We start from the raw sequence: 24129 nt of genomic DNA on the forward strand, positions 1-24129 counted from the left end.
GGTGGATCGGCGGACGGCGACCGCGGCACGGTGGGGGCTCGCCGTCGCTCTCGCGCTGATCGCTGCGGCGATGCTCGTCCCCTTCCTGGCGGGGTGGTCGGTGCGCGTCGACTTCCCGCCGCTCCACGCGTACTGGTCGCCGAGGCTCGGGCCGGGCACGATCCCCGCGGTGATCCTCGCGGTGCTGGCGGTGCGCTTCGCGATCGACCTCGCGGTGCGGCTCCCGTGGTGGGCGCTGCTGGTCGTCTCGATCGGCGCGAGCGCGGCCTGGATGGTCTCCCTCGCCCTCGTCGACGGGATCGACGGCCTCGGAGCGATCCTCGAGAAGACGAGCGAATATCTGGGCACCGCCCGTTCGGTGACCGACGTGCCGGCGATGTTGCAGGAGTACATCTCGCGCATCCCTCTCGACTCCGCCGACCACTGGCCGATCCACCTGGCGGGTCACCCTCCGGGGGCCGTGCTCGTGTTCATCGGCCTCGTGGACCTGGGACTCGACACCGGCGTGCCGGCGGGGCTTGCGATCATCGCCATCGCCGCCACCACTCCCGCAGCCGTGCTCATCGCCCTCCGCCGGCTCCGAGCCGAAGACGCCGCGCGCCGCGCAGCGCCATTCCTCGTGTTCGGCTCCGCCGCGATCTGGATGGCCGTGTCGGCCGACGCCATGTTCGGGGCCGTTGCGGCTTGGGGACTCTGCTGCCTCGCGATCGCGGCGACAGCCTCCCGGATTCTGCCACTCATCGCCTGGGGTGCGGCCGCGGGCCTGCTCCTCGGCTATTGCGTGATGCTCTCCTATGGACTCCCGCTCCTCGGAGTGCTCGCGGTCGGCGTGCTCGTCGCCGCACGCCGCTGGCAGCCCGTGATCCCCGCCGTCGTAGCGGCAAGCGCCGTCGTGCTCGCGTTTGCGGCAGCCGGGTTCGCCTGGTGGGACGCCTACCCCGTGCTCGTCGAGCGCTACTACGCGGGGATCGCCTCCGATCGCCCGTACACCTACTGGGTGTGGGCGGATCTTGCGGCCCTCGCGATCAGCGCCGGCCCCCTTGTCGGTGCGGCGATCGGAGCGGGAATCGCCCGGATCCGAGTGACGGTGCGAGGACGCTTCCCCGACCGGGCCGTCGTCATCCTTGTTCTCGCCGCATCGCTCACGATCCTGCTCGCGACCCTGTCGGGCATGAGCAAGGCGGAAGTCGAACGGATCTGGCTGCCGTTCGTGCCCTGGTTGCTGATCGGCACGGCGCTGCTCCCCGAACGCTGGCGGCGCGGCGGCCTCGTGCTGCAGGTGGTCTTCGCACTGGTCGTTCAGCACCTTGTGCATCCCCCGTGGTGAGGCGGCGACAGAGCACACGAGGTGGCTCCGCTCCCCCTACGATCGAAGGATGGGTGAGCTTCGATGACCGAGACCAATTGGGCCGGAAACATCGCTTTCGGGGCTGGGCGGCTCGTCGCTCCGTCCACGATCGATGACGTTCAGCAGCTGTTCGCCGAGGCGTCCCCGGGCTCCGTCCGCCCGCTCGGGACCCGGCATTCGTTCTCGCCGATCGCCGACACCCCGGGCACGCTGCTCTCATCCTCCGGTTTCGCCGACGCCAACGAGATCCGGATCTCCGAGGACCGTGCGAGCGTGTCAGTACCAGGCGGTATCCGCTATGGCGAACTCGCCCGCGCGCTCGAAGCCGAGGGGCTCGCGCTCGCGAACCTCGCCTCGCTCCCCCACATCTCCGTCGCCGGAGCGATTGCGACGGGAACGCACGGATCCGGGGTCGCCAACGGCTCGCTCGCCACCGCGGTCCGCGCGATCGAGTTCGTCAACGGCTCCGGCGAGATCGTGACCCTCCGGCGAGGCGATCCGGAGTTCGACGGCGCCGTGGTCTCCGTCGGCGCGCTCGGATTCACCACCCGGATCGAGCTCGACATCGAGCCGAGCTACGACATCGCACAGACGGTCTACCGTGGCCTGCCCCTCGACGCCCTCCTCGAGAGCTTCGATGAGACCGTCGGCCTCGGCTACAGCGTCAGCCTCTTCACCACCTGGAGCGACGCCGACACGATCGACCAGTTGTGGCTCAAGCGGCGGGTCGCCACCGATCGTCCCGCACCATCGGAGATTCTCGGCGCCCGCCCGTCGACGGTCGCGATGCACCCTCTCCCGGACGTGGATCCGGTGCACTGCACCGAACAGTTCGGCGCACCCGGCCCCTGGCTCGACCGCCTGCCTCATTTCCAGCTCGAGTTCACGCCCTCGAACGGTGCCGAGCTGCAGAGCGAGTACCTCGTGCCCCGCGCGGTCGCAGCAGACGCACTGCGCGAGATGCACTCGCTCGCTCCCCAGATCCGCGAGCTGCTGCTCGTGAACGAGATCCGCGAGATCGCCGCCGACACCCTGTGGCTCTCGGGCGCCTTCGAGACGGACACCGTCGGCATCCACTTCACCTGGAAGCCGCTCCAGGACGCGGTCGACGCACTCCTCCCCCGCATCGAGGAACGGCTTCTGCCTCTCGGCGCCCGCCCGCACTGGGGCAAGCGATTCCACGCGGACGCCGACACGCTGGCAGCTCTGTACCCGCGCTTCGACGACTTCCGTGCCCTCGCCGCGCACCACGATCCGCGGGGTGTGCTCCGGAACGACTTCCTGCGAGCGAAGCTCGCCATCTGAGCGGATAGCATCCCCCCATGCCGAAGCAGGAGATCGTCGACGCCGCCCTCGCCCACGCCCGCACCGCGTTCGACCGCGGCGACGCGATCCTGCAGGTCCCGCTCGAGATCGGGCACCTCGCGGGCGAGTCGTCGGCCTGGGGTTCGTCCGAGAACTTGACGGTCAATGACCCGGATGTCGGATGGTTGCTCGGCCACATCGAGGGCATCGGATGGCGATTCGAGCACGCGACGACGGTGTTCGTCGAAACCGGCTCGTCGAGTTCTGCGCGCGTGCTCTCCACCGGAGAGGGCGTCGTCACCCGGGGCGAGATCGTCGGCTACTACCTGTTCCGACGCGCCTCGGCGTGATCCCGGGTCAGTCGGTTCCGAGATCGAACGCGGAACCCTCGTTGGCCTCGTCGAGTCGGCTCTCGAGCGCCTCATCGCCCGCATCGACCCCGGCGCCCAGGATCTGATCCGCGGCGCCACGCTCCAGACGACCGACGAGTTCACCGGTCGCCCCGCCGATCAGTCCCTGCGCGGCGTACTGCTCGAGCCGCGAACGGGAGTCGGCGATGTCGAGGTTGCGCATCGTGAGCTGGCCGATCCGGTCGTCGGGACCGAACGCGGCGTCGCCGACGCGCTCCATCGAGAGCTTCTCGGGCTGGTAGCTGAGGTGCGGTCCGACCGTGTCGAGGATCGTGTAGTCGTCGCCGCGGCGCAGGCGCAGGCGCACCTCGCCCGTGACGGCGGATCCGACCCAGCGCTGCAGCGACTCGCGGAGCATGAGCGACTGCGGGTCGAGCCAGCGTCCCTCGTACATGAGGCGCCCGAGCCGGCGACCTTCCGCGTGGTAGTTCGCAATCGTGTCCTCGTTGTGGATCGCGTTCAGAAGCCGCTCGTAGGCGATGTGCAGGAGCGCCATGCCCGGGGCCTCATAGATGCCGCGCGACTTCGCCTCGATGATGCGGTTCTCGATCTGGTCCGAGACGCCGAGCCCGTGGCGCCCCCCGATCGCGTTCGCCTCGAGCACGAGTGCGACCGGGTCGTCGAACTCGGCACCGTTGATCGCGACGGGGCGACCCTCCTCGAAGCGGACGGTCACCTCCTCGGTCGCGATCTCGATGTCATCCCGCCACGAGGCGACACCCATGATCGGGTCGACGATGTCGAGTCCGCTGGAGAGCTCCTCGAGGTTCTTCGCCTCGTGAGTGGCGCCCCAGATGTTGGCGTCAGTCGAGTAGGCCTTCTCTGCCGCATCCCGGTACGGGAAGCCGTGCGCGACGAGCCACTCGCTCATCTCGGTGCGCCCGCCCAGCTCGGTGACGAAATCGACGTCGAGCCAGGGCTTGTAGATCCGCAGGCGCGGGTTCGCCATGAGCCCGTAGCGGTAGAAGCGCTCGATGTCGTTGCCCTTGTAGGTCGATCCATCGCCCCAGATCTCGACGCCGTCGTCCTTCATCGCGCGCACCAGCATCGTGCCGGTCACTGCCCGCCCGAGCGGGGTCGTGTTGAAGTAGGTCTTGCCCCCGGAGCGGATGTGGAAGGCGCCGCACTGCAGCGCGACGAGCCCCTCTTCGACGAGCGCGCGCTTCGCGTCGACCAGCCGCGCGAGCTCGGCGCCGTACTCGAAGGCCCGACTCGGCACGGCGTCGATATCGGGCTCGTCGTACTGGCCGAGATCGGCGGTGTACGTGCACGGGATGGCGCCCTTGTCGCGCATCCACGCGACCGCGCAGGAGGTGTCGAGTCCGCCGGAGAATGCGATGCCGACGCGTTCGCCGACCGGGAGAGAGCTGAGGACCTTCGTCACCCCGATAGCCTACGGTGCTCACGGGCGACGCCGAGACGCCTGAGAGGCTCCGAATCGGCACTCGGCCGGTATCCTGAGCGCATGGCGGACCGACGACGAACCCCCGGGTCGCAGACCTCTCTGCGCGAGGCCAACCGGGGTCGGATCGTCGATGCGGTGCGTAAGCACGGTGGCCTCACCCAGGTCGAGTTGGCGGGCGTCACGGGCCTCTCCCCCGCGACGGTCTCGAACATCGTCAAGGAGCTGTCGGAGTCAGGCGTTCTGTCGACCTCGAAGTCGATGCGCTCCGGTCGCCGTGCCCAGTACGTGACCCTCGCCCACACGGCCGGACTCGTCTGCGGAATCCACTTCGCCCAACGCCACCTCCGCGTCGCTCTTGCCGACGCCTCCATGACGGTCGTCTCGGAGCACGAGATGCCGCTCGCCCGCGACCACCGCTCCGACAACGAGATCCGGCGGGTGGGGATGCTCGTCGCCGACATGCTCGAGTCCGTCTCTGCCGATCGTGACGAGCTGCTCGCCGTCGGCATCGCCATCTCGGCGCCCATGGACTCGGCGAGCGGCATGATCGCGCGTCCCGGGATCCTCCGCGGCTGGGAGGGGATCGCCGTTCGCGAGACGGCGGAGCGAACCCTGCGGGCCCCGGTCGCTGTCGACAATTCGTCCAACCTGTCCGCGCTCGCCGAGCACCGACTCGGCGCGCTCCGCGGGCAGGGCGACGCGATGTTCGTCGAGGTGAGCGAAGGGATCGGCGCGGGGATCCTCGTGGGCGGCCACCCCTACCGGGGCGCGAGCGGCAGTGCCGGCGAATTCGGCCACATGGTCATCATCGAGAACGGCCCGATCTGCCGCTGCGGAAATCTCGGCTGCCTCGAGGCTGTCGCAGGCGGAGAGGCTGTGGTCGAGGGGCTGAAGCCCCACTACCCGGGCCTCAAGATCGGCGATGTGATCGTGCGGGCCATGGCGGGCGACGACGCCTGCATCCGGGCCATCGCCGACGCCGGCACGCACATCGGCGTCGCGGCCGCCAACATCGCGAGCATGTTCGACCCGGAACGGATCGTCATCGGGGGCCACCTGGCGCGCGCCGGCGAGATGCTGCTCGGTCCGATCCGCCAGGTCGTCGATCGCTCCCTCGCGACGCGTCTCGCCCCTCCGCCCGAGATCGTCGCCGGTCAGCTCGGCCCACGTGCCGCACTCGTGGGTGCGATCGGGCTCGCGACCGATCGGGTGAGCGCCTTCCCCGCGGGGATGTCGGGAACCGTCGAACTGCGGGCGGCGCTCGGGTGAGACCCGCGAGGTCGATCCGCGCGGTCACGCCGGCGGTGCTCGCCGCCGTGCTGCTCGTGGGCTGCACCAACGCGGTCACCGGGGGTACCGTCGTCGACCCCGACACCGCGCGCATCGGTCTGCTGCTTCCGGATTCGGTCACGGCCCGCTACGACAGCGCCGACCGTCCGTTCTTTGAGGAGCGGATCACCGAGCTGTGCGCCCGATGCGAAGTGCTCTACGGGAATGCCGACGGCGACACCGCCAAGCAGCGTCAGCAGGCCGAGGCGATGCTCACACAGGGGGTCGCGGCGCTCGTACTCGACCCGTACGACGGGAAGGCGGCCGCGTCGATCGTGACACTCGCCCGTGGGCGCGGAGTGCCGGTCATCGCCTACGATCGCCTGATCGACAGCCCCGACATCTCCGCCTACATCTCGTTCGACAACGAGCTCGTCGGGCGTCTCCAGGCGCAGTCGCTCATCGCTCGTCTCGAGGCGGAGGGTCTCACGCCCGCGGACGGCGGGATCCTCATGGTCAACGGCTCCCCCACCGACAACAACGCATCGCTCTTCAAGGCCGGTGCTCATGAGGTGATCGACGCGAGCGGCTTCGAGGTCCTCGCCGAGTTCGACACGCCGGGATGGGAACCCGCGAAGGCCCAGGACTGGGTGACGGGCCAGATCACGCGGTTCGGCGACCGCATCGTGGGCGTCTACGCGGCAAACGATCCGACCGCAGGCGGGGCGATCGCCTCCCTCAAGGCGGCGGGCGTCTCGCCGCTTCCCCCGGTGACCGGGCAGGACGCCGAGGTCGCGGGGCTCCAGCGCATCCTCACCGGCGATCAGTACATGACGGTCTACAAGGCGTTGCGACCCCAGGCCCGGCTCGCCGCCGAACTCGCGATCGACCTCGTTAACGATCGCCAGATTGATGGCGAGACGAGCATCGACGTCCAGGGCTCCACGGTGCCGACCTACCTGCTCGATCCTGTCGCTGTGACCGCGTCCGACATCGGGCCGGTCGTCATCGCCGACGGGTTCATCACCCTCGAGCAGCTCTGCACACCCGACTACGAAGAAGCATGTCGCGCCGCCGGACTGGTGGCGGCATGAGCACGGCGACACCGCCTCCGCTGCCGCGAATGGATCGGATGCCGGCGCTCGCGATGCGCGGCATCTCCAAGAGCTTCGGCAAGGTGCAGGCGCTCACCGACATCCACCTCGAGGTCTACCCGGGAGAGGTCGTGGCGATCGTCGGCGACAACGGCGCCGGCAAGTCGACCCTCGTCAAGATCCTTGCGGGGGTGCATCCCGCCGACGCGGGCGAGATCGAGTTCGACGGCCAACCCGTGCAGATCCCGGATCCGACCGCCTCGCGCTCACTCGGAATCGCGACGGTCTTCCAGGATCTCGCCCTCTGCGACAACCTCGACGTGGTCGCGAATCTGTTCCTCGGCCGCGAGATCGCCGCCCCCGCGCTCGAAGAGGAGGAGATGGAGCGGCGCGCGTGGGAGCTCCTTCGGCAGCTCTCGGCGCGGATGCCTTCCGTCCGGGTGCCGATCGCCGCGCTCTCGGGCGGCCAGCGGCAGACCGTCGCGATCGCTCGTTCCCTCATCGGCGACCCGCGCATCGTGATCCTCGACGAGCCGACGGCCGCGCTCGGCGTCGCGCAGACCGCCGAGGTGCTGAACCTCATCGAACGGCTCCGCGAACGCGGACACGGCGTCGTGCTCATCAGCCACAACATGGCCGACGTGCAGGCCGTCGCCGACCGCATCGTCGTGCTGCGCCTCGGGCGCAACAACGGCGACTTCCTCGCTCCCGACGTGGGATACGAGGACATCATCGCCGCGATCACCGGCGCCACCGAGCACGCCCGCCCGATGCCCGACGCCCCTCTTCCGGGGCCCCACCCGATCCGTCCGACCCGATGACCGCCGGCATCCCGACCACACCGCCCTCTCGGGTCTCGACGGCCCTCGCGGACGCACGGGCGCGACTCACGGGAGGCGATCTCGGATCACTGCCGGTCGTGGTCGGCCTCATCGTGATCTGGGGCGTGTTCCAGGCGCTGAATCCCAGCTTCCTCTCCGCCGACAACCTGGTGAACCTCACGCTGCAGTGCGCGGCGGTGGGCACGATCGCCATCGGGATCGTCCTGGTTCTCCTTCTCGGGCAGATCGACCTCTCGGTCGGGTCGGTGTCGGGGCTCGCCGCCGCGATCCTCGGGGTGGGGCTGACCCAGCTCGGCTGGGCGCTCGGGGTTGCGATCCTGGTCGCTGTTCTGGCGGGAGCCGCTATCGGGCTCCTCTACGGTGCCCTCTACACCCGGTTCGGGGTGCCCAGCTTCATCATCACGCTCGCCGGGCTGCTCGGCGTGCTCGGGCTGCAGCTGAAGGTCCTGGGGCCGACGGGCTCGATTAACCTCCCCGCCGACTCGCCGATCGTGCTGTTCGCCCAGAGCTGGTTTCTCCCCCCGTGGCTTGCCTATGCCTTGTCGGCCGTCTGGGCGGGTGTCGTGTTCCTCTCGGCCGCGCTGCGACGTCGGCGACGCATCCGCGCGGGCCTTCCGGTCGGGGCGCTCGGATGGCAGGCACTGCGGGCTGGCGGGCTCCTCGCACTGTGCGTCGCCGCCGTCGCCTACCTCGCGACCGACCGAGGCGTCGGTGTGATGTTCGTGTTCTTCGTCGTACTCGTGATCGTCGTCGACGTCGCGCTGACGCGCACCGTCTGGGGCCGACAGGTGTATGCCGTCGGCGGCTCGGTCGAGGCCGCCCGACGCGCCGGGATCCGCGTCGACCGGGTCTACATCTCGGTGTTCGTGCTGTGCTCGACGCTCGCCGCGGTAGGCGGACTGCTGGCGGCAGGGCGCCTCAGCTCAGCGAGTCTCTCCTCCGGCGGAGGCGACACCAATCTGAACGCCATCGCCGCAGCCGTCATCGGTGGTACGAGTCTCTTCGGGGGCCGCGGCTCGGCGTGGAGCGCTCTGCTCGGGATCGCGGTGATCCAGTCGATCTCGAACGGACTGACGCTCCTCAGCCTCGACTCGTCGATTCGGTACATGATCACGGGCGGGGTGCTGCTGCTCGCGGTCATCATCGACTCGCTCACGCGCCGCTCACGCGCGGCGCACGGTCAGGCCTAGGCGCCCGTCGCGGCGACCCAGGCGTCGAGCTTCTCGCGCGCGGCACCGGAGTCGATGGCTGCCGAGGCGAGCGCGATCTTGTCGCGGAAGCGGTCGCGGATGTCCTCCTCGGCGCGGGTGTGATCCTGCGCGAGATCCCACGAGACGAGGCCTGCCGCCGCGTTGAGCAGCACGATGTCGCGGACGGGACCCCGCTCCCCCTCGAGCACTCGGTGCACGACCGCGGCGTTGTGCGCCGAGTCTCCGCCGCGGAGGTCCTCGATGCTCGCCCGCGGCAGCCCGAGGTCCGCGGGATCGAGATCGTGCTCGGTGACCGATCCGCGAGAGACCTCCCAGACATGGCTGTGGCCGGTCGTCGAGAGCTCGTCGAGCCCGTCGTCGCCCCGGAACACGAGAGCGGTTGCCCCGCGCGTCTGGAACACGCCGACCACGAGTGGCACCTTCTCGAGGCTTGCAACTCCCACCGCGGATGCCTCCGGGCGCGCGGGGTTGCACAGCGGCCCGAGGAAGTTGAAGACGGTCGGGATGCCGAGCTGGCTGCGTACCGGCCCCGCGTTCTTGAACCCCGGATGGAAGAGCGACGCGAACACGAAGGTGATCCCGACCTCGTCGAGCACCTCGGCGACCCGCTCCGGTTCGAGAGCGAGATCGACGCCGAGTCGCGCGAGCACGTCTGAGGATCCCGATGCGGAGCTCGCGGCACGATTGCCGTGCTTCACGACTCGCGCGCCGGCGGCCGCCGCGACGATCGAGGACATCGTCGAGACGTTCACGGTGCCGAAGCGGTCCCCACCCGTACCGACGATGTCGAGAGCCATCGGATCGACCGGGAGCGGACGCGCGTTCGCGAGGATCGCGTCGCGGAAACCCACGATCTCGTCCACCGTCTCGCCCTTGCCGCGCAACGCCACGAGGAAGGCCCCCAGCTGGGCCTCTGTGGCCTCCCCGGCCATGATGCTGCCCATCGCCCACTCGGCTTCGGAGATCGAGAGGTCGCCCCCTGCGAGCAGCTCCGTGAGCACGGCGGGCCAGGTGAGTTCAGTGGGCATGGCCACGATGCTAGCGACTGGGTCCGAACGGGCGGACACCGGTTTCGACACGACGGGCCTGCCGGTGAATTCGCCGAGGGCGATATCGGCCATAATGGACAGGTGACCACTACGTCTGCCGTCAGCGCACCGAGCACCCCGGTCATCAACCGGCCGAACCCCGTCTCCGTGGGCACGATCGTGTGGCTCGGTTCCGAGGTCATGTTCTTCGCCGGTCTCTTCGCGGTGTTCTTCACTCTGCATTCCACGTCTCCGGAGCTCTTCGCGTCGCAGTCGGCGAAGCTGAACATCGTCTTCTCCGGCATCAACACCGCGATCCTCGTGCTCTCGTCGGTCACGGCGCAGATGGGCGTGAGGGCCGCTGAGGCCATGCAGCCGCGCCGGACCGGCGGCGTGTTCAACCTCGCGCGTTGGGGCACGGTCGAGTGGTTCTTCCTGAGCTTCTTCCTCGGCGCCACCTTCGTCGTCGGGCAGATCTACGAGTACGGCGTTCTCGTGTCCGAGCACGTCGGACTCTCCTCCGATTCCTTCGGCTCGGTCTTCTACTTCGCCACGGGCTTCCACGGCCTGCACGTGACCGGCGGACTCATCGCGTTCCTGCTCGTCATCGGGCGCATCTTCGCGGTCAAGAACTTCACCCACAAGGAGGCGACGAGCGCGATCGTCGTCTCCTACTACTGGCACTTCGTTGACGTCGTGTGGATCGCGCTCTTCCTCGCCGTCTACATCCTTCCGCTCGCCCAGTAGAACGACAGATCGGATACGCACCGCGACCATGTCGACATCATCAGCTTCAGCTTCTCGACGTACCGGACGTCGATCGCCGCTGGCCTCGGCCGCGCTCCTTCTGATCGGCCTTCTCGCCACCGGTGGCGTCTACGCCGCCGTGACATCGGCGACGAGCGCCGACGCCGCGAGCGAGACTCAGGTCGCGAAGCTCACCGCCGACGGCGAGAAGCTGTTCGCTGCGAACTGTGCCAGCTGCCACGGCCTGCAGGCACAGGGCACGGAGGACGCTCCGACTCTCATCGGTGTCGGAGCCGCATCCGTCGACTTCCAGGTCGGCACCGGTCGCATGCCGATGGCGGCTCAGGGACCGCAGGCCGAAAAGAAGCCGGTGCAGTTCACCGACGAGCAGATCGCTGCTCTGGCAGCGTGGGTCGCGTCTCTCGGCCCTGGCCCGTCGATCCCCGAGGCCCAGTACCTCGAGGGCGATGACCTCGCGACGGGTGCCGAGCTCTTCCGGATCAACTGCGCCATGTGCCACAACGTCGCCGGAGCGGGTGGTGCCCTCACGGAGGGCAAGTTCGCCCCCGCGCTTGCCGGTGTCGAGGCGAAGCACATCTACGAGGCCATGATCACGGGCCCGCAGAACATGCCGGTCTTCAACGACGCGAACATCAGCCCCGAAGACAAGGCCAACATCATCTCGTACCTCAAGTACGTGGAGGAGAGCGGATCGCCCGGCGGTCTCGACCTCGGCAACCTCGGCCCCGTTTCGGAGGGCCTGTTCGTCTGGATCTTCGCCCTCGGCGCGATCGTGGCGATCACCATCTGGCTGACAGCGAAGTCGAACTAGGCGCGTGAGCACAGGAACACAGGAAGGGAACCCGATGACAGGGACCGACGGCGCCGAGCCCGGCACCGCAGTCGAGACGCACGCACCGAAGCCGGTGTCCGTCGGTGTCGCCGTTATCTCGGACGATGCCGTCGAGAATCCCGGTTTCCCGCCGTACCGTCCGCGGGTCTCCGATCTCGACCCCGCCAAGGAGCGGCAGAACGAACGGCGCATCTTCTGGCTCTTCCTCGCCTCGATGGTCGGCAGCGTGCTCGCCGTGGTCGCCTACATCGTGTTCCCGATCCATGAAGGCGACATGGGTTCGGTCCGCCTGAACAACCTCTTCCTGGGCCTCGGCTTCGCCCTCGGCCTCCTCGGAATCGGGTTCGGAGCGGTGCACTGGGCGAAGTCCCTCATGCACGGTCATGAGGAGGTCGAGCAGCGCCACCTCACCCGCGGGAAGCCCGAGACCGTCGCGCGCGCCGGTGAGATCTTCACGATCGCCAACGAGGAGTCGGGATTCACCCGGCGCAAGCTGATCCGCAACAGCCTGATCGGCGCGCTCGCGCTCGCCCCGCTCTCGGCCCTGGTGATCTTCCGCGACTTCGCACCGGCCGACAACCCGGTGACGCTGCTCAAGCACACCCTCTGGGAAGAGGGCGTGCGTCTGGCCCGCGACCCGAGCGGCGCACCGATCAAGGCCTCGGATGTGACCCTGGGGTCTGTCTTCCACGTGATCCCCGAGAACCTGCACGAGTCGTCGCATCCGCTCGAGGAGAAGGCGAAGGCGGCCGTGCTGCTCATGCGTCTCCTCCCCGAGGACCTCAACGTGTCCGAGGGACGCGAAGACTGGAACTTCCGCGGAATCGTGGCCTACTCGAAGATCTGCACGCACGTCGGCTGCCCGGTGGCGCTGTACGAGCAGCAGACCCACCACCTCCTCTGCCCCTGCCACCAGTCGCAGTTCGACATCACGCGTGAGGCCGCCGTCATCTTCGGCCCGGCCAAGCGCCCGCTGCCGCAACTGCCCATCACCGTCGACGAAGAGGGCTACCTGGTCGCGCGCAGCGACTTCCACGAGCCCGTCGGACCGAGCTTCTGGGAGCGTTCGCTGTGAGCACCGATACCGCCACCGCCACCACGGCCGCACCGGCCGCGGAGCAGAAGGCTCCTCCCGGGCCGGGTATGCGGTTCGTCAACTGGGGCGCCAACTACATCGAGGACCGCACGAGCCTCTCCGGCATGGTCAAGGAGCTCGGTCGCAAGATCTTCCCCGATCACTGGTCGTTCATGCTCGGCGAGGTCGCGCTCTACAGCTTCGTCGTGATCCTGCTGTCGGGCACGTTCCTCACGTTCTTCTTCCAGGCGTCGATGGCCCCGGTCATCTATGAAGGCGCCTACCCCACCATGAAGGGTGTCGAGATGTCGGCGGCGATGGCCTCCACACTCGACATCAGCTTCGAGGTCCGCGGCGGCCTGCTCATGCGCCAGGTGCATCACTGGGCAGCGCTGCTCTTCGTCGCATCCATCGGTCTGCACATGCTGCGCGTCTTCTTCACGGGCGCCTTCCGCAAGCCCCGTGAGATCAACTGGGTCGTCGGGTTCCTGCTGTTCATTCTCGCGATGGCCGAAGGCTTCACCGGCTACTCCCTCCCGGACGACCTCCTGTCGGGTAACGGCCTCCGCATCATCGACGGCATGGTGAAGGGCGTCCCGGTCATCGGGACGTGGATCTCCTACCTGCTCTTCGGCGGAGAGTTCCCTGGCGAGGCGATCGTCGGACGCCTGTACATGCTGCACATCATGCTGCTGCCTGCGCTCGTGATCGCGGCGATCGGCGTCCACATGATTCTGCTGATCGTCAACAAGCACACCCAGTTCGCCGGCCCCGGACGCACGCAGGAGAACGTGGTGGGTGCGCCCATCCTCCCCGTCTTCGCGGCGAAGGCGGCCGGGTTCTTCTTCATCGTGTTCGGCGTGATCATGGTCATCGCCTCCACGGTGACGATCAACCCGATCTGGAACTACGGACCGTACGACCCCTCCCCTGTGTCTGCCGGAACCCAGCCCGACTGGTATATCGGCTTCGCCGACGGCATGCTGCGTCTCATCCCGCCGCACCTCGAGACAGAGATCTTCGGCTTCACCTTCACCTGGTACATCCTGATCCCCATCGTGGTGCTCGGCCTGTTCCTCGTGGTCGTGGCGCTCTATCCCTTCATCGAAGGCTGGGTCACGGGCGACAAGCGCGAGCACCACATCGCCGACCGCCCCCGCAACGCCCCGGCCCGTACGGCCATCGGCGCCGCCGGCGTGACGTTCTACGCAGTGATGTGGGCAGCCGCGAGCTCGGACCTCATCGCCACCCACTTCCGCCTCTCGATCGAGTGGGTCACGCACACGCTGCAGGCGCTGCTCATCCTCGGGCCGATCATCGCCTACCTCGTGACCAAGCGGGTCTGCCTCGGGCTCCAGAAGAAGGACCGCGAGATCGCCCTGCACGGCTTCGAGTCGGGTCGCATCGTTCGCCTGCCCGGCGGCGAGTACATCGAGGTGCACGAGCAGCTCTCCGACTACGACCGGTGGCGTCTCGTCAGCTACGAGGAGTACGCGCCGCTCATGGTTCGCCCGAACACGAATGGCAAGATCACTGTCTCGACGAAGCTCCGCGGCGCACTCTCGCGGTGGTTCTTCGAGGACCGCATCGCGCCGGTCACCCGTGCGGAGATCGAAGCCTCACACCACGGCCACTGATCGTCCGCTCCCCCGGGGCTCCGGGCTCAGCGAACCGTCGACGGTTACCGTTGGTGGATGGGCGTTCACCTGACGGGACATCTTGTCTGCAGAACAGCGACTGAGGCAGAACTCGTCACGACGCACCTTCCCGAGCACATCGCACTGAGCAGAACCGAGTCGGGATGCCTCGCATTCTCGATCGCACCGACGGACGATCCCTTCGTCTGGTCGGTCGACGAGGAGTTCGAGGATCAGAGCACCTTCGAGTCGCACCAGAAGCGAGCCGCTTCCAGCGACTGGGGGCGAGCAACCGCGGGCATCGAACGCCGCTATACGATCCGCACGGTGCCCGAGAACCCAGATCGACAGCTCTGAGGTGACTCCGTGGTTTGCCGCCCCGCGATTCGCGGCTCTGTGGTCAGGGCGCGGGCCTAGAAGAAGCGACGCATGTACTCGGCCGACTCGTGGAACCCCAGGCGGTCGTAGAAGCCGCCGGCACGGCGGCTGGCGACGGTGAGCTGCGTGACACCGCGACGCTCGCACTCCGCCTCTACCGCTTTCACGAGAGCAGTGCCGTAGTCGTGACCACGGGCGTCGGTGGCGACGACGATCTCCTGCAGCTGGGCCGAAGGACCGTTCGTCGACAGCAGCGGCACGATCGTGGTCAATGCGTACCCACGGATTCCGTCGGCGTCCTCGACGACGTGGAGCAGCACGCTCGGCTGCTCACCCGCCTGGTACTCGGCAACGGTGCGGTCGAAAGCCGCGCGATCAGGCGGGAAGGCGTGGCCGAGTTGAGTGACGAGCTCGAAGAGCGCGTCTTCGTCACCCGCTCGGAACTCCCGAACCGACATCAGCGTGCGAAGTTGTTCCGGTAGTACTCGTAGTTCCAGCCGACGATCGCGATGAGCGCGAGCGGGCCGCCGATGAACGAGATCCACGGACCGACCGCGAGCCCGAGGAATACCAGCGCGAGGGCCGCCCCGAGAACGAACGGCCACCAGCTCCACGGGCTGAAATGCCCGATCTCCGGGTCGTCGTCATCGATGTCGGCGGTGAGGACATCCTGCGGGAGCTCGCCGCCCTGAGCCTTGTGCACACGGCTCAGGTAGAAGGCGAGGAAGAACGCGAGGATGCCCGACAGCGCCATCGCGACGGTTCCGACCCACTCGATCTTCGTCCAGTCCCACGAGTGATCGATGACGACCCACAGGGTGTAGGCGGCAGCTGCCAGCCAGAAGAAGACCCCGAGGATCACCATCAGGTTCACATTGGTGCGCATGGCGCTACTTCACCTCTCCCTCGGCGAGGTCCAAAACGGGGCGTTCGGGGGCGTCTTTCGCGGGACCGACCCCCACGTGCAGCGGCTGCTCCGGGTGGTGCAGGTCGAATGCCGGCGACTCCGAACGGATGCGCGGGATCGACGTGAAGTTGTGTCGCGGCGGCGGGCACGAAGTCGCCCACTCGAGGGAGCGCGAGTTGCCCCACGGGTCGTCGACCGTGACCTTCGGCGCCTTGCGGGCCGTGATGAAGACGTTGAGGAAGAAGGGCAGCAGCGAGACGGCCAGGATCGCGGATCCGATCGTCGACAGCTGGTTCATCCAGGTGAAGCCGTCGCTCGCGAGGTAGCTCGCGTACCGTCGCGGCATGCCCTCGACGCCCAGCCAGTGCTGGATCAGGAATGTCGCATGGAACCCGATGAAGAGCAGCCAGAAGTGGATCTTGCCGAGCCGCTCGTCGAGCATCTTGCCCGTCCACTTGGGCCACCAGAAGTAGAAGCCCGAGAACATGGCGAACACGACGGTCCCGAACACGACGTAGTGGAAGTGCGCCACGACGAAGTAGGAATCGGAGACGTGGAAGTCGAGCGGCGGGGACGCGAGGATCACGCCCGTGAGTCCACCGAACACGAAGGTCACGAGGAAGCCGATCGCCCAGATCATGGGCGTCTCGAAGGTGACCGATCCGCGCCACATCGTGCCGACCCAGTTGAAGATCTTCACTCCGGTGGGAACCGCGATGAGCATGGTCATGAGCGCGAACCACGGGAGCAGCACGGATCCGGTCACGTACATGTGGTGCGCCCACACGGTGACCGAGAGAGCTGCGATCGCGATGGTCGCATACACGAGCGTCTTGTAGCCGAAGATCGGCTTGCGGCTGAACACCGGGAAGACCTCGGAGACGATGCCGAAGAACGGCAGCGCGATGATGTAGACCTCGGGGTGACCGAAGAACCAGAACAGGTGCTGCCACAGGATCGTGCCGCCGTTGGCCGGGTCGAGCAGGTGCGCCCCGAACACGCGGTCGGCGCCCAGCGCGAACAGACCGCCGGCAAGCACCGGGAAGGCGAGGAGCACGAGGATCGAGGTCACCAGGATGTTCCAGGTGAAGATCGGCATGCGCCACATCGTCATACCGGGAGCGCGCATCGTGATGATCGTGGTGACGAAGTTGACTGCACCGAGAATCGTTCCGAAACCGGACAGCGCGAGGCCGAACACCCACAGGTTGCCCCCGAGACCCGGCGAGAACGTCGTGCTCGTGAGCGGCGCGTAGGCGGTCCATCCGAATCCGGCGGCGCCCTGCGGCGTGAAGAACCCACCGATCGCGATGAGCGATCCGAAGCTGAACAGCCAGTAGGCGAAGGCGTTCAGACGCGGGAACGCGACATCCGGAGCGCCGATCTGCAACGGCATGATGGCGTTCGCGAAGCCCGCGAAGAGCGGTGTCGCGAACATCAGCAGCATGATCGTGCCGTGCATCGTGAAGATCTGGTTGTACGCCTCATTCGTCGGCACGACGTCGACGCCGGGGGTGAAGAGCTCGACACGGATGACGAGCGCCAGCACACCTCCGATGCAGAAGTAGATGAACGAGGTGATGAGGTACAGGTAGCCGATCGTCTTGTGGTCGGTCGTGGTGATCCACTTGACCAGGACGTTGCCCTTGCGGGTGCGGCGCGGAGCTCCGGGAGTTGCAGAACTCGTATACGACGGCGCCGGTGCGGTAGCGGTGGTCATCAGATGCCTCAGCTCTCGTTCTCGCTCGAGCTGCCGTTGCCGGGCAGGTTCTGGTTGGGGTTGTTGTCGAGACCGTTACGGCCCTCGGGCAGCGTCGCCAGGTAGCTGTCGTACTCCTCCGGCGAAACCACCCGTACCTCGAAGAGCATGTCGGCGTGATACTCGCCGCACAGCTCGGCGCACTTGCCTCGGTACTCGCCCTCCTTCAGAGGGATGAAGTACATGTGATTGGTCTTCCCGGGCAGCATGTCCTTCTTGTAGAGGAAGTCCAGGATCCAGAACGAGTGCGCGACGTCGCGCGACTCGAGGTCGATCTGCACCTTCTCGCCGACCGGCAGATAGAGCACCGGAAGCGAGTCCTCATCGATCTCGCCCTCCCTGTCGGGCTGCGCCTGCACGCCCTCGGAGTACCGGTTCGCATCGAGGTAGTTGAAGTCCCACGCCCAGCGCTTGCCGATGGCCTCGATGTGGACGTCGGGGCCGTCGTCGAACTCCGCCTCGATCGCCGCCTGGTCGCGTGCGGTGAAGGCGAAGAAGCCGATGATGAGGATGAACGGCACGACCGTGTAGAAGATCTCGATCGGCATGTTGTAGCGGAGCTGGACCGGCAGGCCCGTCTGACCCTTGCGGCGACGGTAGACGATCGCCGCCCAGAGGATCAGGCCCCACGTCACGACACCCACGCCGAGCAACACGACCCACGAGGTGACCCAGAGACCGATGACCCGGTCGACGTGGTTCGTGGTTCCCGCTGTGGTGGGAAGCCAACCGTTGAGCTGCTGCTCGGTGCATCCTGCGAGAACGAGTGCGGCCGCGAGGCCGATGGGGACGACTGCCCAGCGGGCGAGTCGGGAACGGCGAACCGGACCCTGGGGGCGTGTGGAGCGCACCTGTGACCTCTCGGACGACGACGTGGTGAATCGCGTCCAGTCTATAGCCGAACGGGGCCCCCTCCTTGCGGAGGATGCCCCGTGTTGGCCCTGCGGTGACCCGAGAGACGGGCCACCGATGTCAGACGGATCAGTGGAAGCTGTCTCCGCATGCGCAGCTCCCCTGCGCATTGGGGTTGTCGATCGTGAAGCCCTGCTTCTGGATCGAATCCTCGAAGTCGATCGATGCGCCGTCGAGATAGGGCACGCTCATCTGATCGACCACGACCTCGACACCATCGAAGTCACGCGTCGCGTCGCCATCGAGCAGGCGCTCGTCGAAGTAGAGCTGGTAGATGAGACCGGAGCAGCCACCGGGCTGCACGGCCACCCGGAGGCGCAGGTCGTCGCGACCCTCCTGCTCGAGGAGCGAGCGCACCTTGAGCGCGGCCGTGTCGGTGAGGCTGACCCCGTGAGTGGTCTCGAGCGTGTCCGTCATGAACGAGATTGTAACCACGGACCCCGCTAGGACGCTGGAGTTCGCGCGCCGAGGCGCGACAGCAGAAGCGCCTCCGCGAGAATCGCCCGCTCGAGACTCGGAATGTGGAGCGACTCGTTGGGGCTGTGGGCCCGGGAATCGGGGTCTTCGACTCCCGTGACGAGGATCTGGGCCCGGGGGAAGCGCTCCGCCAGCTCGGCGATGAAGGGGATCGACCCGCCGACGCCCATCTCGACGGCGGGGGCGCCGAACGCCTCCTCGAGCACCTCCCGGGCGTCGGCGACTGCCCATCCGCTCGTATCGACCAGGAAGGGCTGCCCGAGGTCGAGCCCGTCGACCTCGAGCCGGGCGCCGTAGGCGGCGTTCCGCTCGAGATGCGCCATGATCGCCGCGTACGCGTCCTCGGCGCGCTGGCCGGGGGCGACTCGCGCGCTCACGCGTACCCGCACGCTCGGTACGAGGGTGTTCGACGCCTCGCGGACGCTCGGTGCGTCGATACCGGTGATCGTGATGGCGGGCTGGTTCCACATCCGCGACACGATCTCGCCTCGGCCGATCGGGGCGACCTCCGGCAACAGGCCCGTCTCGAGCCTCAGCTGCGCCTCGTCGTAGTCGGGAGTCTCCGCCTCACGCGAGTCGAGTCCCTCCACCGCGACCGAGCCGTCGGGGTTCCACAGCGTGTCGAGCGTGCGGATCGCGGCGAGCATCGCATCGGGCACGGGACCTCCGAACATCCCGGAGTGGGAGGCGTGGTCGAGGGTCGTGATGCGCAGGTTGAAGGCGACCGCCCCGCGGAGACCGACGGTGATCGCCGGAATCTCGGTCGTCCAGTTGCCGGAGTCGGCGACGACGATGACGTCGGCGTCGAAGGTCTCGCGATAGTGGTCGAGGAAGGTCAGGATGGACCGGGAGCCGAACTCCTCCTCCCCCTCCGCGTAGAGCACGAGTCCGATCTCGGGGTCCCCGAGCACCTCGAGGTGGGCACGGATCGCCGCAAGGTGAAGCGCGACGCCTGCCTTGTCGTCCGCGGCGCCGCGACCGTAGAGACGCTCACCGCGCACGGTCGGCTCGAACGGCTTCGAGTCCCAGGCCGCGTCGTCCCCGGGCGGCTGCACGTCGTGGTGCGCGTAGAGAAGGATGGTCGGCTTCCCGGCCTTCGCCTCGCGAGTCGCGACGACCGCGGGGAGGCCGAGAGCATCGGAATCGGGATCCGAGACGGGCAGCTGCACCACCTCGACCGATTCGAAGACGCCGAGCTCCCGCGCGAGTTCCGCGACGCGATCCGCACTCGCCTGGACGTGGCTGTGGTCGAAGCCGTCCCAGGACACCGAGGGGATGCGCACGAGACCGGAGATGTCGGCGATCGCACGAGGCAGGCCCGCGGCGACGACCGTGCGGAACTCCTCGGATCGGGGGGTGGCGGACGAAGTGGAGTCAGAACCGGCTACGGACATGTGGGCTATCTTAAGCAGACCGACGAACGAGGAATCCCGTGCCCAAGAACACCCCCACCGAGCCCGCCGCCTCCGAGACGCCGGAGATCCCGAGCACCGGAAAGGGTCATGCGACCCCCTCCCGCAAGGAGCAGGAGGCGGCGCGCAAGCGACCCCTCGTTCCGAACGACCGCCGGGCAGCCTCGAAGGACTCGCGCCGCCAGATCGCCGAGCAGCGCGAGCGTGTTCGCGTCGGAATGGCGAACGGCGAGGAGCGCTACCTGCCGATCCGCGACAAGGGCCCGCAGAAGCGGTACGTGCGCGACTACGTCGATGCGCGGTGGAGCGCCGGCGAGCTGCTGCTGCCGCTCATGGTGCTCGTGATCCTCGCGATGCTGGTCCCGGTGAGCGCGATCGCGACCTACTCGCTCATCGCCACGTACGGATTCCTCATCCTCGTGGTCATTGACGCGCTCGCGATGAACCGGCGGCTCGGCAAGAAGCTGACCGCCAAGTTCGGCGAGGGCAAGGTCGAGAAGTACCGGTGGTACGCGACGATGCGCGCGGTGCAGCTGCGTCCGCTTCGCCTGCCGAAGCCCCAGGTCAGCCGCGGGCAGTTCCCCGCCTGAGTCCCCGGTTCACGGCGCGCGCCCAGAAGGGGCCCTCGTAGAGGAACGCCGTGTAGCCCTGCACGAGAGTCGCACCGGCATCGAGCCGCTCGCGCACATCGGCGGCCGTCGTGATCCCGCCGACCGAGACGATGCAGAGATCGGACCCGACGGCCGCGCGCAGCATCCGCAGCATCGCGAGAGAGCGCGCGGCGAGCGGCGCGCCCGAGAGGCCGCCATCCCCCGCCCGGGCGACGACCTCGGGGTCGGTGACGAGTCCGTCGCGGGACAGGGTCGTGTTGGTGGCAACGATGCCCGAGAGACCGATTCGCGTGACGAGCTCGGCGATCCGGATCGCCTGCTCATCGGTGAGGTCGGGGGCGATCTTGACCAGCACCGGCACTCCCCCGGCGGCATCCCGAACCGCGACGAGGAGCGGCTCGAGTCGGTCGAGCTCTTGGAGCCCCCGAAGGCCCGGGGTGTTGGGCGACGAGACGTTCACCACGAGGTAGTCGGCGTGAGGCGCAAGGAGCCGCGTGCTCACGAGGTAGTCCGAGATGGCGTCGTCGACATCGACGACCTTGCTCTTGCCGATGTTCACGCCGATCACGGGACGCGACGATCCCGATCGCTCTCGCCGGATCCGCGGAGCGACAGCGTCGGCTCCCGCGTTGTTGAACCCCATGCGGTTGATCACCGCACGGTCCGGAATCAGGCGGAACAGGCGCGGCTTCGGATTGCCCGGCTGCTCGAGCGCGGTGATCGTGCCCACCTCGACGTGGCCGAAGCCCAGCGCACCGAGACCCGAGATGCCCCGCGCCTCCTTGTCGAAGCCCGCCGCAACGCCGAACGGCGACGGGAAGCGGATGCCGAGCGCGTCGACCGCGAGCTCCGGTGCAGGCCGGGTGACGGCGCGCGCGATCCGGCGCAGCCCGGGCCACCCGAGCACGCGGATGACGATGAAGGCCAGGTGATGGGCGAACTCGGGGTCGAAGCGCGCCAGGACGAGGCGAAAGAGGAGACGGTACATGCCGCCTTCAGGCTAGCGCCTCAGGATTCGCCGGCCGTCGCCTGCGGCGCCCCGTCGGCGCGACTCGCGTGCTCCACCCGCAACAGCGTGATGGCCGACTCGAAGTCGTCGAGTGAGTCGAAGCCCTGGTAGACGCTCGCGAAACGCAGGTAGGCGACCTCGTCGAGCTCACGCAGCGGAGGCAGGATCGCGAGACCGATGTCGTTGGCGTCGGTCTGCGCGACACCGGTCGCGCGGATTGTCTCCTCCACGCGCTGGGCGAGGAGGGCGAGGTCCGCGTCGCTGACCGGTCGCCCCTGGCAGGCCTTGCGCACCCCCGAGACGATCTTCTCGCGGCTGAACGGCTCGACGATGCCGGAGCGCTTGATCACGTTGAGGCTCGCGGTCTCGGTGGTCGAGAAGCGGCGGCCGCACTCCGGGCACTGACGGCGACGACGAATCGACAGCCCGTCATCGCTCGTCCGCGAGTCGATGACCCGGCTGTCCGGATGGCGGCAGAACGGGCAGAACATCGCACCCAGGATACTCGCCGCGGCTCCGCGGCGCCTGTCAGGAAGCGCTTCTCAGGGAGCGTCGAAGCGAGCCGCGACAGCGTCGCCGTGCGCGGGCAGATCCTCCGCGTCGCTGAACGCCCGGATCCGATCGGCGACGGCCGCCAGACCCTCACGCTCGTAGCGCACGACCTGCTGCGGGCGCAGGAACGTCATCGCGGAGAGCGCCGACGAGAACCGCGCCTGGCCGGCTGTGGGGAGCACATGGTTCGATCCCGCGAGGTAGTCGCCGAGGCTCACGGGCGCCGAGGGCCCGAGGAAGATCGCGCCCGCGTTCGAGATGCGGGCGAGCGCCTCGTCGGGATCGGCGGTGTGGATCTCGAGGTGCTCCGGAGCGAATGCGTCGACGAATGCGGCCGCGGACTCCGCGTCGTCCACGAGCACGAGTGCCGACTGCCGGCCGCCGAGCGCGGCACGTACGCGCTCCGCGTGACGGGTGCTCGCCACACGGGTCTCGAGCTCTTCGGCGACACGCACGGCGAGCTGCGGTGCGTCCGTGACGAGCACCGCGGCTGAGAGCTCGTCGTGCTCGGCCTGGCTGACGAGATCCGCGGCGATGAGGCGCGCATCGGCGCCCTCGTCAGCGAGCACCAGGATGTCGGTGGGCCCCGCCTCGGCGTCGATCCCGACGACCCCGCGCACGAGCCGCTTGGCGGCCGCGACGTAGACGTTTCCGGGCCCCGAGATCACGTCGACCGCTTCGAGGCCGAGGTCGGCGACTCCGTAGGCCAACGCACCGATGGCGCCCGCGCCGCCGATCGCGTAGACCTCGTCGACGCCGAGCAACGCCGCGACGGCGAGGACCGTCGGGTGAACCGATCCACCGAACGCGGCCTGGGGAGGCGAGACGAGCGCGAGGGAACCGACGCCTGCCGCCTGCGCGGGAACGACGTTCATGATGACGCTCGACGGATACACGGCCTTGCCGCCCGGCACGTAGAAGCCGGCTCGGCGCACCGGCTGCCAGCGTTGCTCGATTCGGGCACCGGGCGCGAGCTCGGTGGTCGTCGCGGGCGGAACCTGCGCGGCGCTCGCACGACGCACGCGCGCGATCGACTCCTCGACGGCGTCCCGAACCCGCGCGTCGAGGCCGTCCACCGCCGCGGCCAGCTCCTCCGGGCGCACACGCAGCGACTCCGGCCTCACACGGTCCAGCCGCTCCGCCTGATCGAACAGGGCCGCGGAGCCCCGCTCGCGCACCTCGGCGATGAGGGCCGCGGCGGCCTCTGCGGCGACGGAGACGTCGACCACCGCTCGCGGCACCAGTTCGAGAAGCTCGGAGGACGTGGGCCGGGTTCCGCGGAGGTCGAGAGTCTGGATCATCGCGACCATGCTACGGCGGCGGAATGCATCGGCCTGACCGGGAGTTGAATGAAGTCGATGGAAAACAGCACCGACCACGCCGAACAGGTCGTGGATGACCTCTCCGCGTTCAAGCTCGCGTTCCGCCGCCTCGCCGCCGGGGTGTCGGCGGTGACCGCGCGCGATCCCGACGGACGCCCGGTCGGGTTCACTGCGACCTCGCTCGCATCACTCGCCGCGGTGCCGCCACTCGCCACCTTCAACATGGCGCGGGTCTCGAGTGCGTGGCGCGCCATCGAGCAGACCGATCACGTGATCATCCACATGCTGGGCTCGCGCAACCGTCGGGTCGCCGAGATCATGGCGGGCGACCACGACCATCGCTTCGACGGTGACCACTGGGCGCCGGGACCGCTCGGACTTCCCGTGCTGAAGGACGTGCCCGCGTGGATGCTCGGGCGGATCGTGGGACGTTATCCGGTGCATGAGAACGCCGTGATCGTCGTGCAGATCGAGGACGGCTCGCTCGGCGACACGGATGAGGCTCTGCTCTACCACGAGCGCACCTTCCTGCGGCCGGGCGACCCCGCCTAGCCGGGATCCCTTCC

The 24129-nt window shown here is 68.2% G+C and carries 25 protein-coding genes; 14 read left to right on the forward strand and 11 right to left on the reverse strand.

The window, feature by feature from the left end:
- Position 1 precedes the first annotated feature (1 nt).
- From FVQ89_RS12690 to FVQ89_RS12700, 3 genes are all read left to right on the forward strand, one after another.
- Positions 2-1327 carry a hypothetical protein gene (locus FVQ89_RS12690; RefSeq protein ID WP_147902282.1) on the forward strand — a complete coding sequence of 442 codons (1326 nt, stop codon included), beginning with the start codon at positions 2-4 and terminating at the stop codon, positions 1325-1327.
- Between the two features lie 63 nt (positions 1328-1390).
- Positions 1391-2653 (forward strand): FAD-binding protein, encoded by a 1263-nt coding sequence (locus FVQ89_RS12695; RefSeq protein ID WP_147902283.1) that lies wholly within the window; start codon positions 1391-1393, stop codon positions 2651-2653.
- Between the two features lie 17 nt (positions 2654-2670).
- Positions 2671-3003, forward strand: a complete 333-nt coding sequence (locus FVQ89_RS12700; protein ID WP_147902284.1) for a hypothetical protein — start codon at positions 2671-2673, stop codon at positions 3001-3003.
- A gap of 7 nt (positions 3004-3010) precedes the next feature.
- On the opposite strand, the gene argG is transcribed toward FVQ89_RS12700, so the two are convergent.
- Complete coding sequence (gene argG / locus FVQ89_RS12705; RefSeq protein WP_147902285.1) at positions 3011-4447, reverse strand: argininosuccinate synthase; 1437 nt, start codon at positions 4445-4447, stop codon at positions 3011-3013.
- Positions 4448-4528: 81 nt separating this feature from the next.
- On the opposite strand from argG, the gene FVQ89_RS12710 reads away from it, so the two are divergent.
- Genes FVQ89_RS12710 through FVQ89_RS12725 form a run of 4 tightly spaced genes read left to right on the forward strand, consistent with a single transcriptional unit; the run spans position 4529 to position 8863 of the window.
- On the forward strand, positions 4529-5737 hold the full coding sequence (locus tag FVQ89_RS12710) for an ROK family transcriptional regulator (protein WP_147902286.1): 1209 nt from the start codon (positions 4529-4531) through the stop codon (positions 5735-5737).
- Positions 5734-6831, forward strand: a complete 1098-nt coding sequence (locus FVQ89_RS12715) for a sugar ABC transporter substrate-binding protein (protein WP_222706089.1) — start codon at positions 5734-5736, stop codon at positions 6829-6831. Before FVQ89_RS12710 ends, FVQ89_RS12715 begins: the two co-directional genes overlap by 4 nt.
- On the forward strand, positions 6828-7652 hold the full coding sequence (locus FVQ89_RS12720; RefSeq protein WP_255513596.1) for an ATP-binding cassette domain-containing protein: 825 nt from the start codon (positions 6828-6830) through the stop codon (positions 7650-7652). The genes FVQ89_RS12715 and FVQ89_RS12720 overlap by 4 nt, the downstream gene beginning before the upstream one ends.
- On the forward strand, positions 7649-8863 hold the full coding sequence (locus FVQ89_RS12725; RefSeq protein WP_147902288.1) for a sugar ABC transporter permease: 1215 nt from the start codon (positions 7649-7651) through the stop codon (positions 8861-8863). The genes FVQ89_RS12720 and FVQ89_RS12725 overlap by 4 nt, the downstream gene beginning before the upstream one ends.
- Here the strand turns inward: FVQ89_RS12725 and trpD are convergent.
- Positions 8860-9912, reverse strand: a complete 1053-nt coding sequence (gene trpD, locus FVQ89_RS12730; RefSeq protein ID WP_147902289.1) for an anthranilate phosphoribosyltransferase — start codon at positions 9910-9912, stop codon at positions 8860-8862. The genes FVQ89_RS12725 and trpD overlap by 4 nt on opposite strands.
- Before the next feature lie 102 nt (positions 9913-10014).
- Between trpD and FVQ89_RS12735 the strand changes: the two genes are divergently transcribed.
- From FVQ89_RS12735 to FVQ89_RS12755, 5 genes are all read left to right on the forward strand, one after another.
- On the forward strand, positions 10015-10659 hold the full coding sequence (locus tag FVQ89_RS12735; RefSeq protein WP_147902290.1) for a heme-copper oxidase subunit III: 645 nt from the start codon (positions 10015-10017) through the stop codon (positions 10657-10659).
- Positions 10660-10687: 28 nt separating this feature from the next.
- A complete protein-coding gene (locus FVQ89_RS12740; protein ID WP_147902291.1) occupies positions 10688-11491 on the forward strand; it encodes a c-type cytochrome in 804 nt (267 codons plus the stop codon).
- A 34-nt stretch (positions 11492-11525) separates the two neighbouring features.
- The gene (locus FVQ89_RS12745; RefSeq protein WP_147902292.1) at positions 11526-12587 is read left to right on the forward strand and encodes a ubiquinol-cytochrome c reductase iron-sulfur subunit; all 1062 of its coding nucleotides are present in this window, start codon (positions 11526-11528) and stop codon (positions 12585-12587) included.
- A gap of 68 nt (positions 12588-12655) precedes the next feature.
- Positions 12656-14224: a cytochrome bc complex cytochrome b subunit gene (locus tag FVQ89_RS12750; RefSeq protein ID WP_147902469.1), complete on the forward strand. Its 1569-nt coding sequence runs from the start codon at positions 12656-12658 to the stop codon at positions 14222-14224.
- A gap of 57 nt (positions 14225-14281) precedes the next feature.
- A complete protein-coding gene (locus FVQ89_RS12755) occupies positions 14282-14581 on the forward strand; it encodes a putative quinol monooxygenase (RefSeq protein ID WP_147902293.1) in 300 nt (99 codons plus the stop codon).
- A gap of 56 nt (positions 14582-14637) precedes the next feature.
- Here the strand turns inward: FVQ89_RS12755 and FVQ89_RS12760 are convergent, their stop codons facing one another.
- The 6 genes from FVQ89_RS12760 to FVQ89_RS12785 form a co-directional block, all read right to left on the reverse strand.
- Positions 14638-15060, reverse strand: coding sequence for a GNAT family N-acetyltransferase (locus FVQ89_RS12760; RefSeq protein WP_147902294.1), 423 nt, complete (start codon positions 15058-15060; stop codon positions 14638-14640).
- The gene (locus FVQ89_RS12765) at positions 15060-15488 is read right to left on the reverse strand and encodes a cytochrome c oxidase subunit 4 (protein WP_147902295.1); all 429 of its coding nucleotides are present in this window, start codon (positions 15486-15488) and stop codon (positions 15060-15062) included. Before FVQ89_RS12765 ends, FVQ89_RS12760 begins: the two co-directional genes overlap by 1 nt.
- Before the next feature lie 4 nt (positions 15489-15492).
- A complete protein-coding gene (gene ctaD, locus FVQ89_RS12770) occupies positions 15493-17229 on the reverse strand; it encodes a cytochrome c oxidase subunit I (protein ID WP_147902296.1) in 1737 nt (578 codons plus the stop codon).
- An 8-nt stretch (positions 17230-17237) separates the two neighbouring features.
- Complete coding sequence (gene coxB, locus FVQ89_RS12775; protein WP_255513598.1) at positions 17238-18119, reverse strand: cytochrome c oxidase subunit II; 882 nt, start codon at positions 18117-18119, stop codon at positions 17238-17240.
- Between the two features lie 130 nt (positions 18120-18249).
- Complete coding sequence (gene erpA, locus FVQ89_RS12780; RefSeq protein ID WP_147902298.1) at positions 18250-18597, reverse strand: iron-sulfur cluster insertion protein ErpA; 348 nt, start codon at positions 18595-18597, stop codon at positions 18250-18252.
- A 26-nt stretch (positions 18598-18623) separates the two neighbouring features.
- On the reverse strand, positions 18624-20051 hold the full coding sequence (locus FVQ89_RS12785) for a dipeptidase (RefSeq protein ID WP_147902299.1): 1428 nt from the start codon (positions 20049-20051) through the stop codon (positions 18624-18626).
- A 38-nt stretch (positions 20052-20089) separates the two neighbouring features.
- Between FVQ89_RS12785 and FVQ89_RS12790 the strand changes: the two genes are divergently transcribed.
- Positions 20090-20659 (forward strand): DUF3043 domain-containing protein, encoded by a 570-nt coding sequence (locus FVQ89_RS12790; protein ID WP_147902300.1) that lies wholly within the window; start codon positions 20090-20092, stop codon positions 20657-20659.
- Here FVQ89_RS12790 and FVQ89_RS12795 read toward each other — a convergent pair.
- From FVQ89_RS12795 to hisD, 3 genes are read right to left on the reverse strand one after another with little or no spacing between them, the layout of a single operon-like run.
- Complete coding sequence (locus tag FVQ89_RS12795) at positions 20634-21668, reverse strand: quinone-dependent dihydroorotate dehydrogenase (RefSeq protein WP_147902301.1); 1035 nt, start codon at positions 21666-21668, stop codon at positions 20634-20636. The two genes, FVQ89_RS12790 and FVQ89_RS12795, sit on opposite strands and share 26 nt — an antisense overlap.
- A gap of 20 nt (positions 21669-21688) precedes the next feature.
- Complete coding sequence (gene nrdR / locus FVQ89_RS12800) at positions 21689-22180, reverse strand: transcriptional regulator NrdR (RefSeq protein ID WP_147902302.1); 492 nt, start codon at positions 22178-22180, stop codon at positions 21689-21691.
- Between the two features lie 51 nt (positions 22181-22231).
- On the reverse strand, positions 22232-23542 hold the full coding sequence (hisD, locus tag FVQ89_RS12805) for a histidinol dehydrogenase (protein ID WP_147902303.1): 1311 nt from the start codon (positions 23540-23542) through the stop codon (positions 22232-22234).
- Positions 23543-23599: 57 nt separating this feature from the next.
- On the opposite strand from hisD, the gene FVQ89_RS12810 reads away from it, so the two are divergent.
- Complete coding sequence (locus tag FVQ89_RS12810; RefSeq protein ID WP_187265023.1) at positions 23600-24115, forward strand: flavin reductase family protein; 516 nt, start codon at positions 23600-23602, stop codon at positions 24113-24115.
- The last annotated feature ends 14 nt before the right edge of the window (positions 24116-24129 follow it).

Source organism: Homoserinibacter sp. GY 40078 (assembly GCF_008017545.1).
Taxonomy (GTDB): Bacteria; Actinomycetota; Actinomycetes; order Actinomycetales; family Microbacteriaceae; genus Homoserinibacter.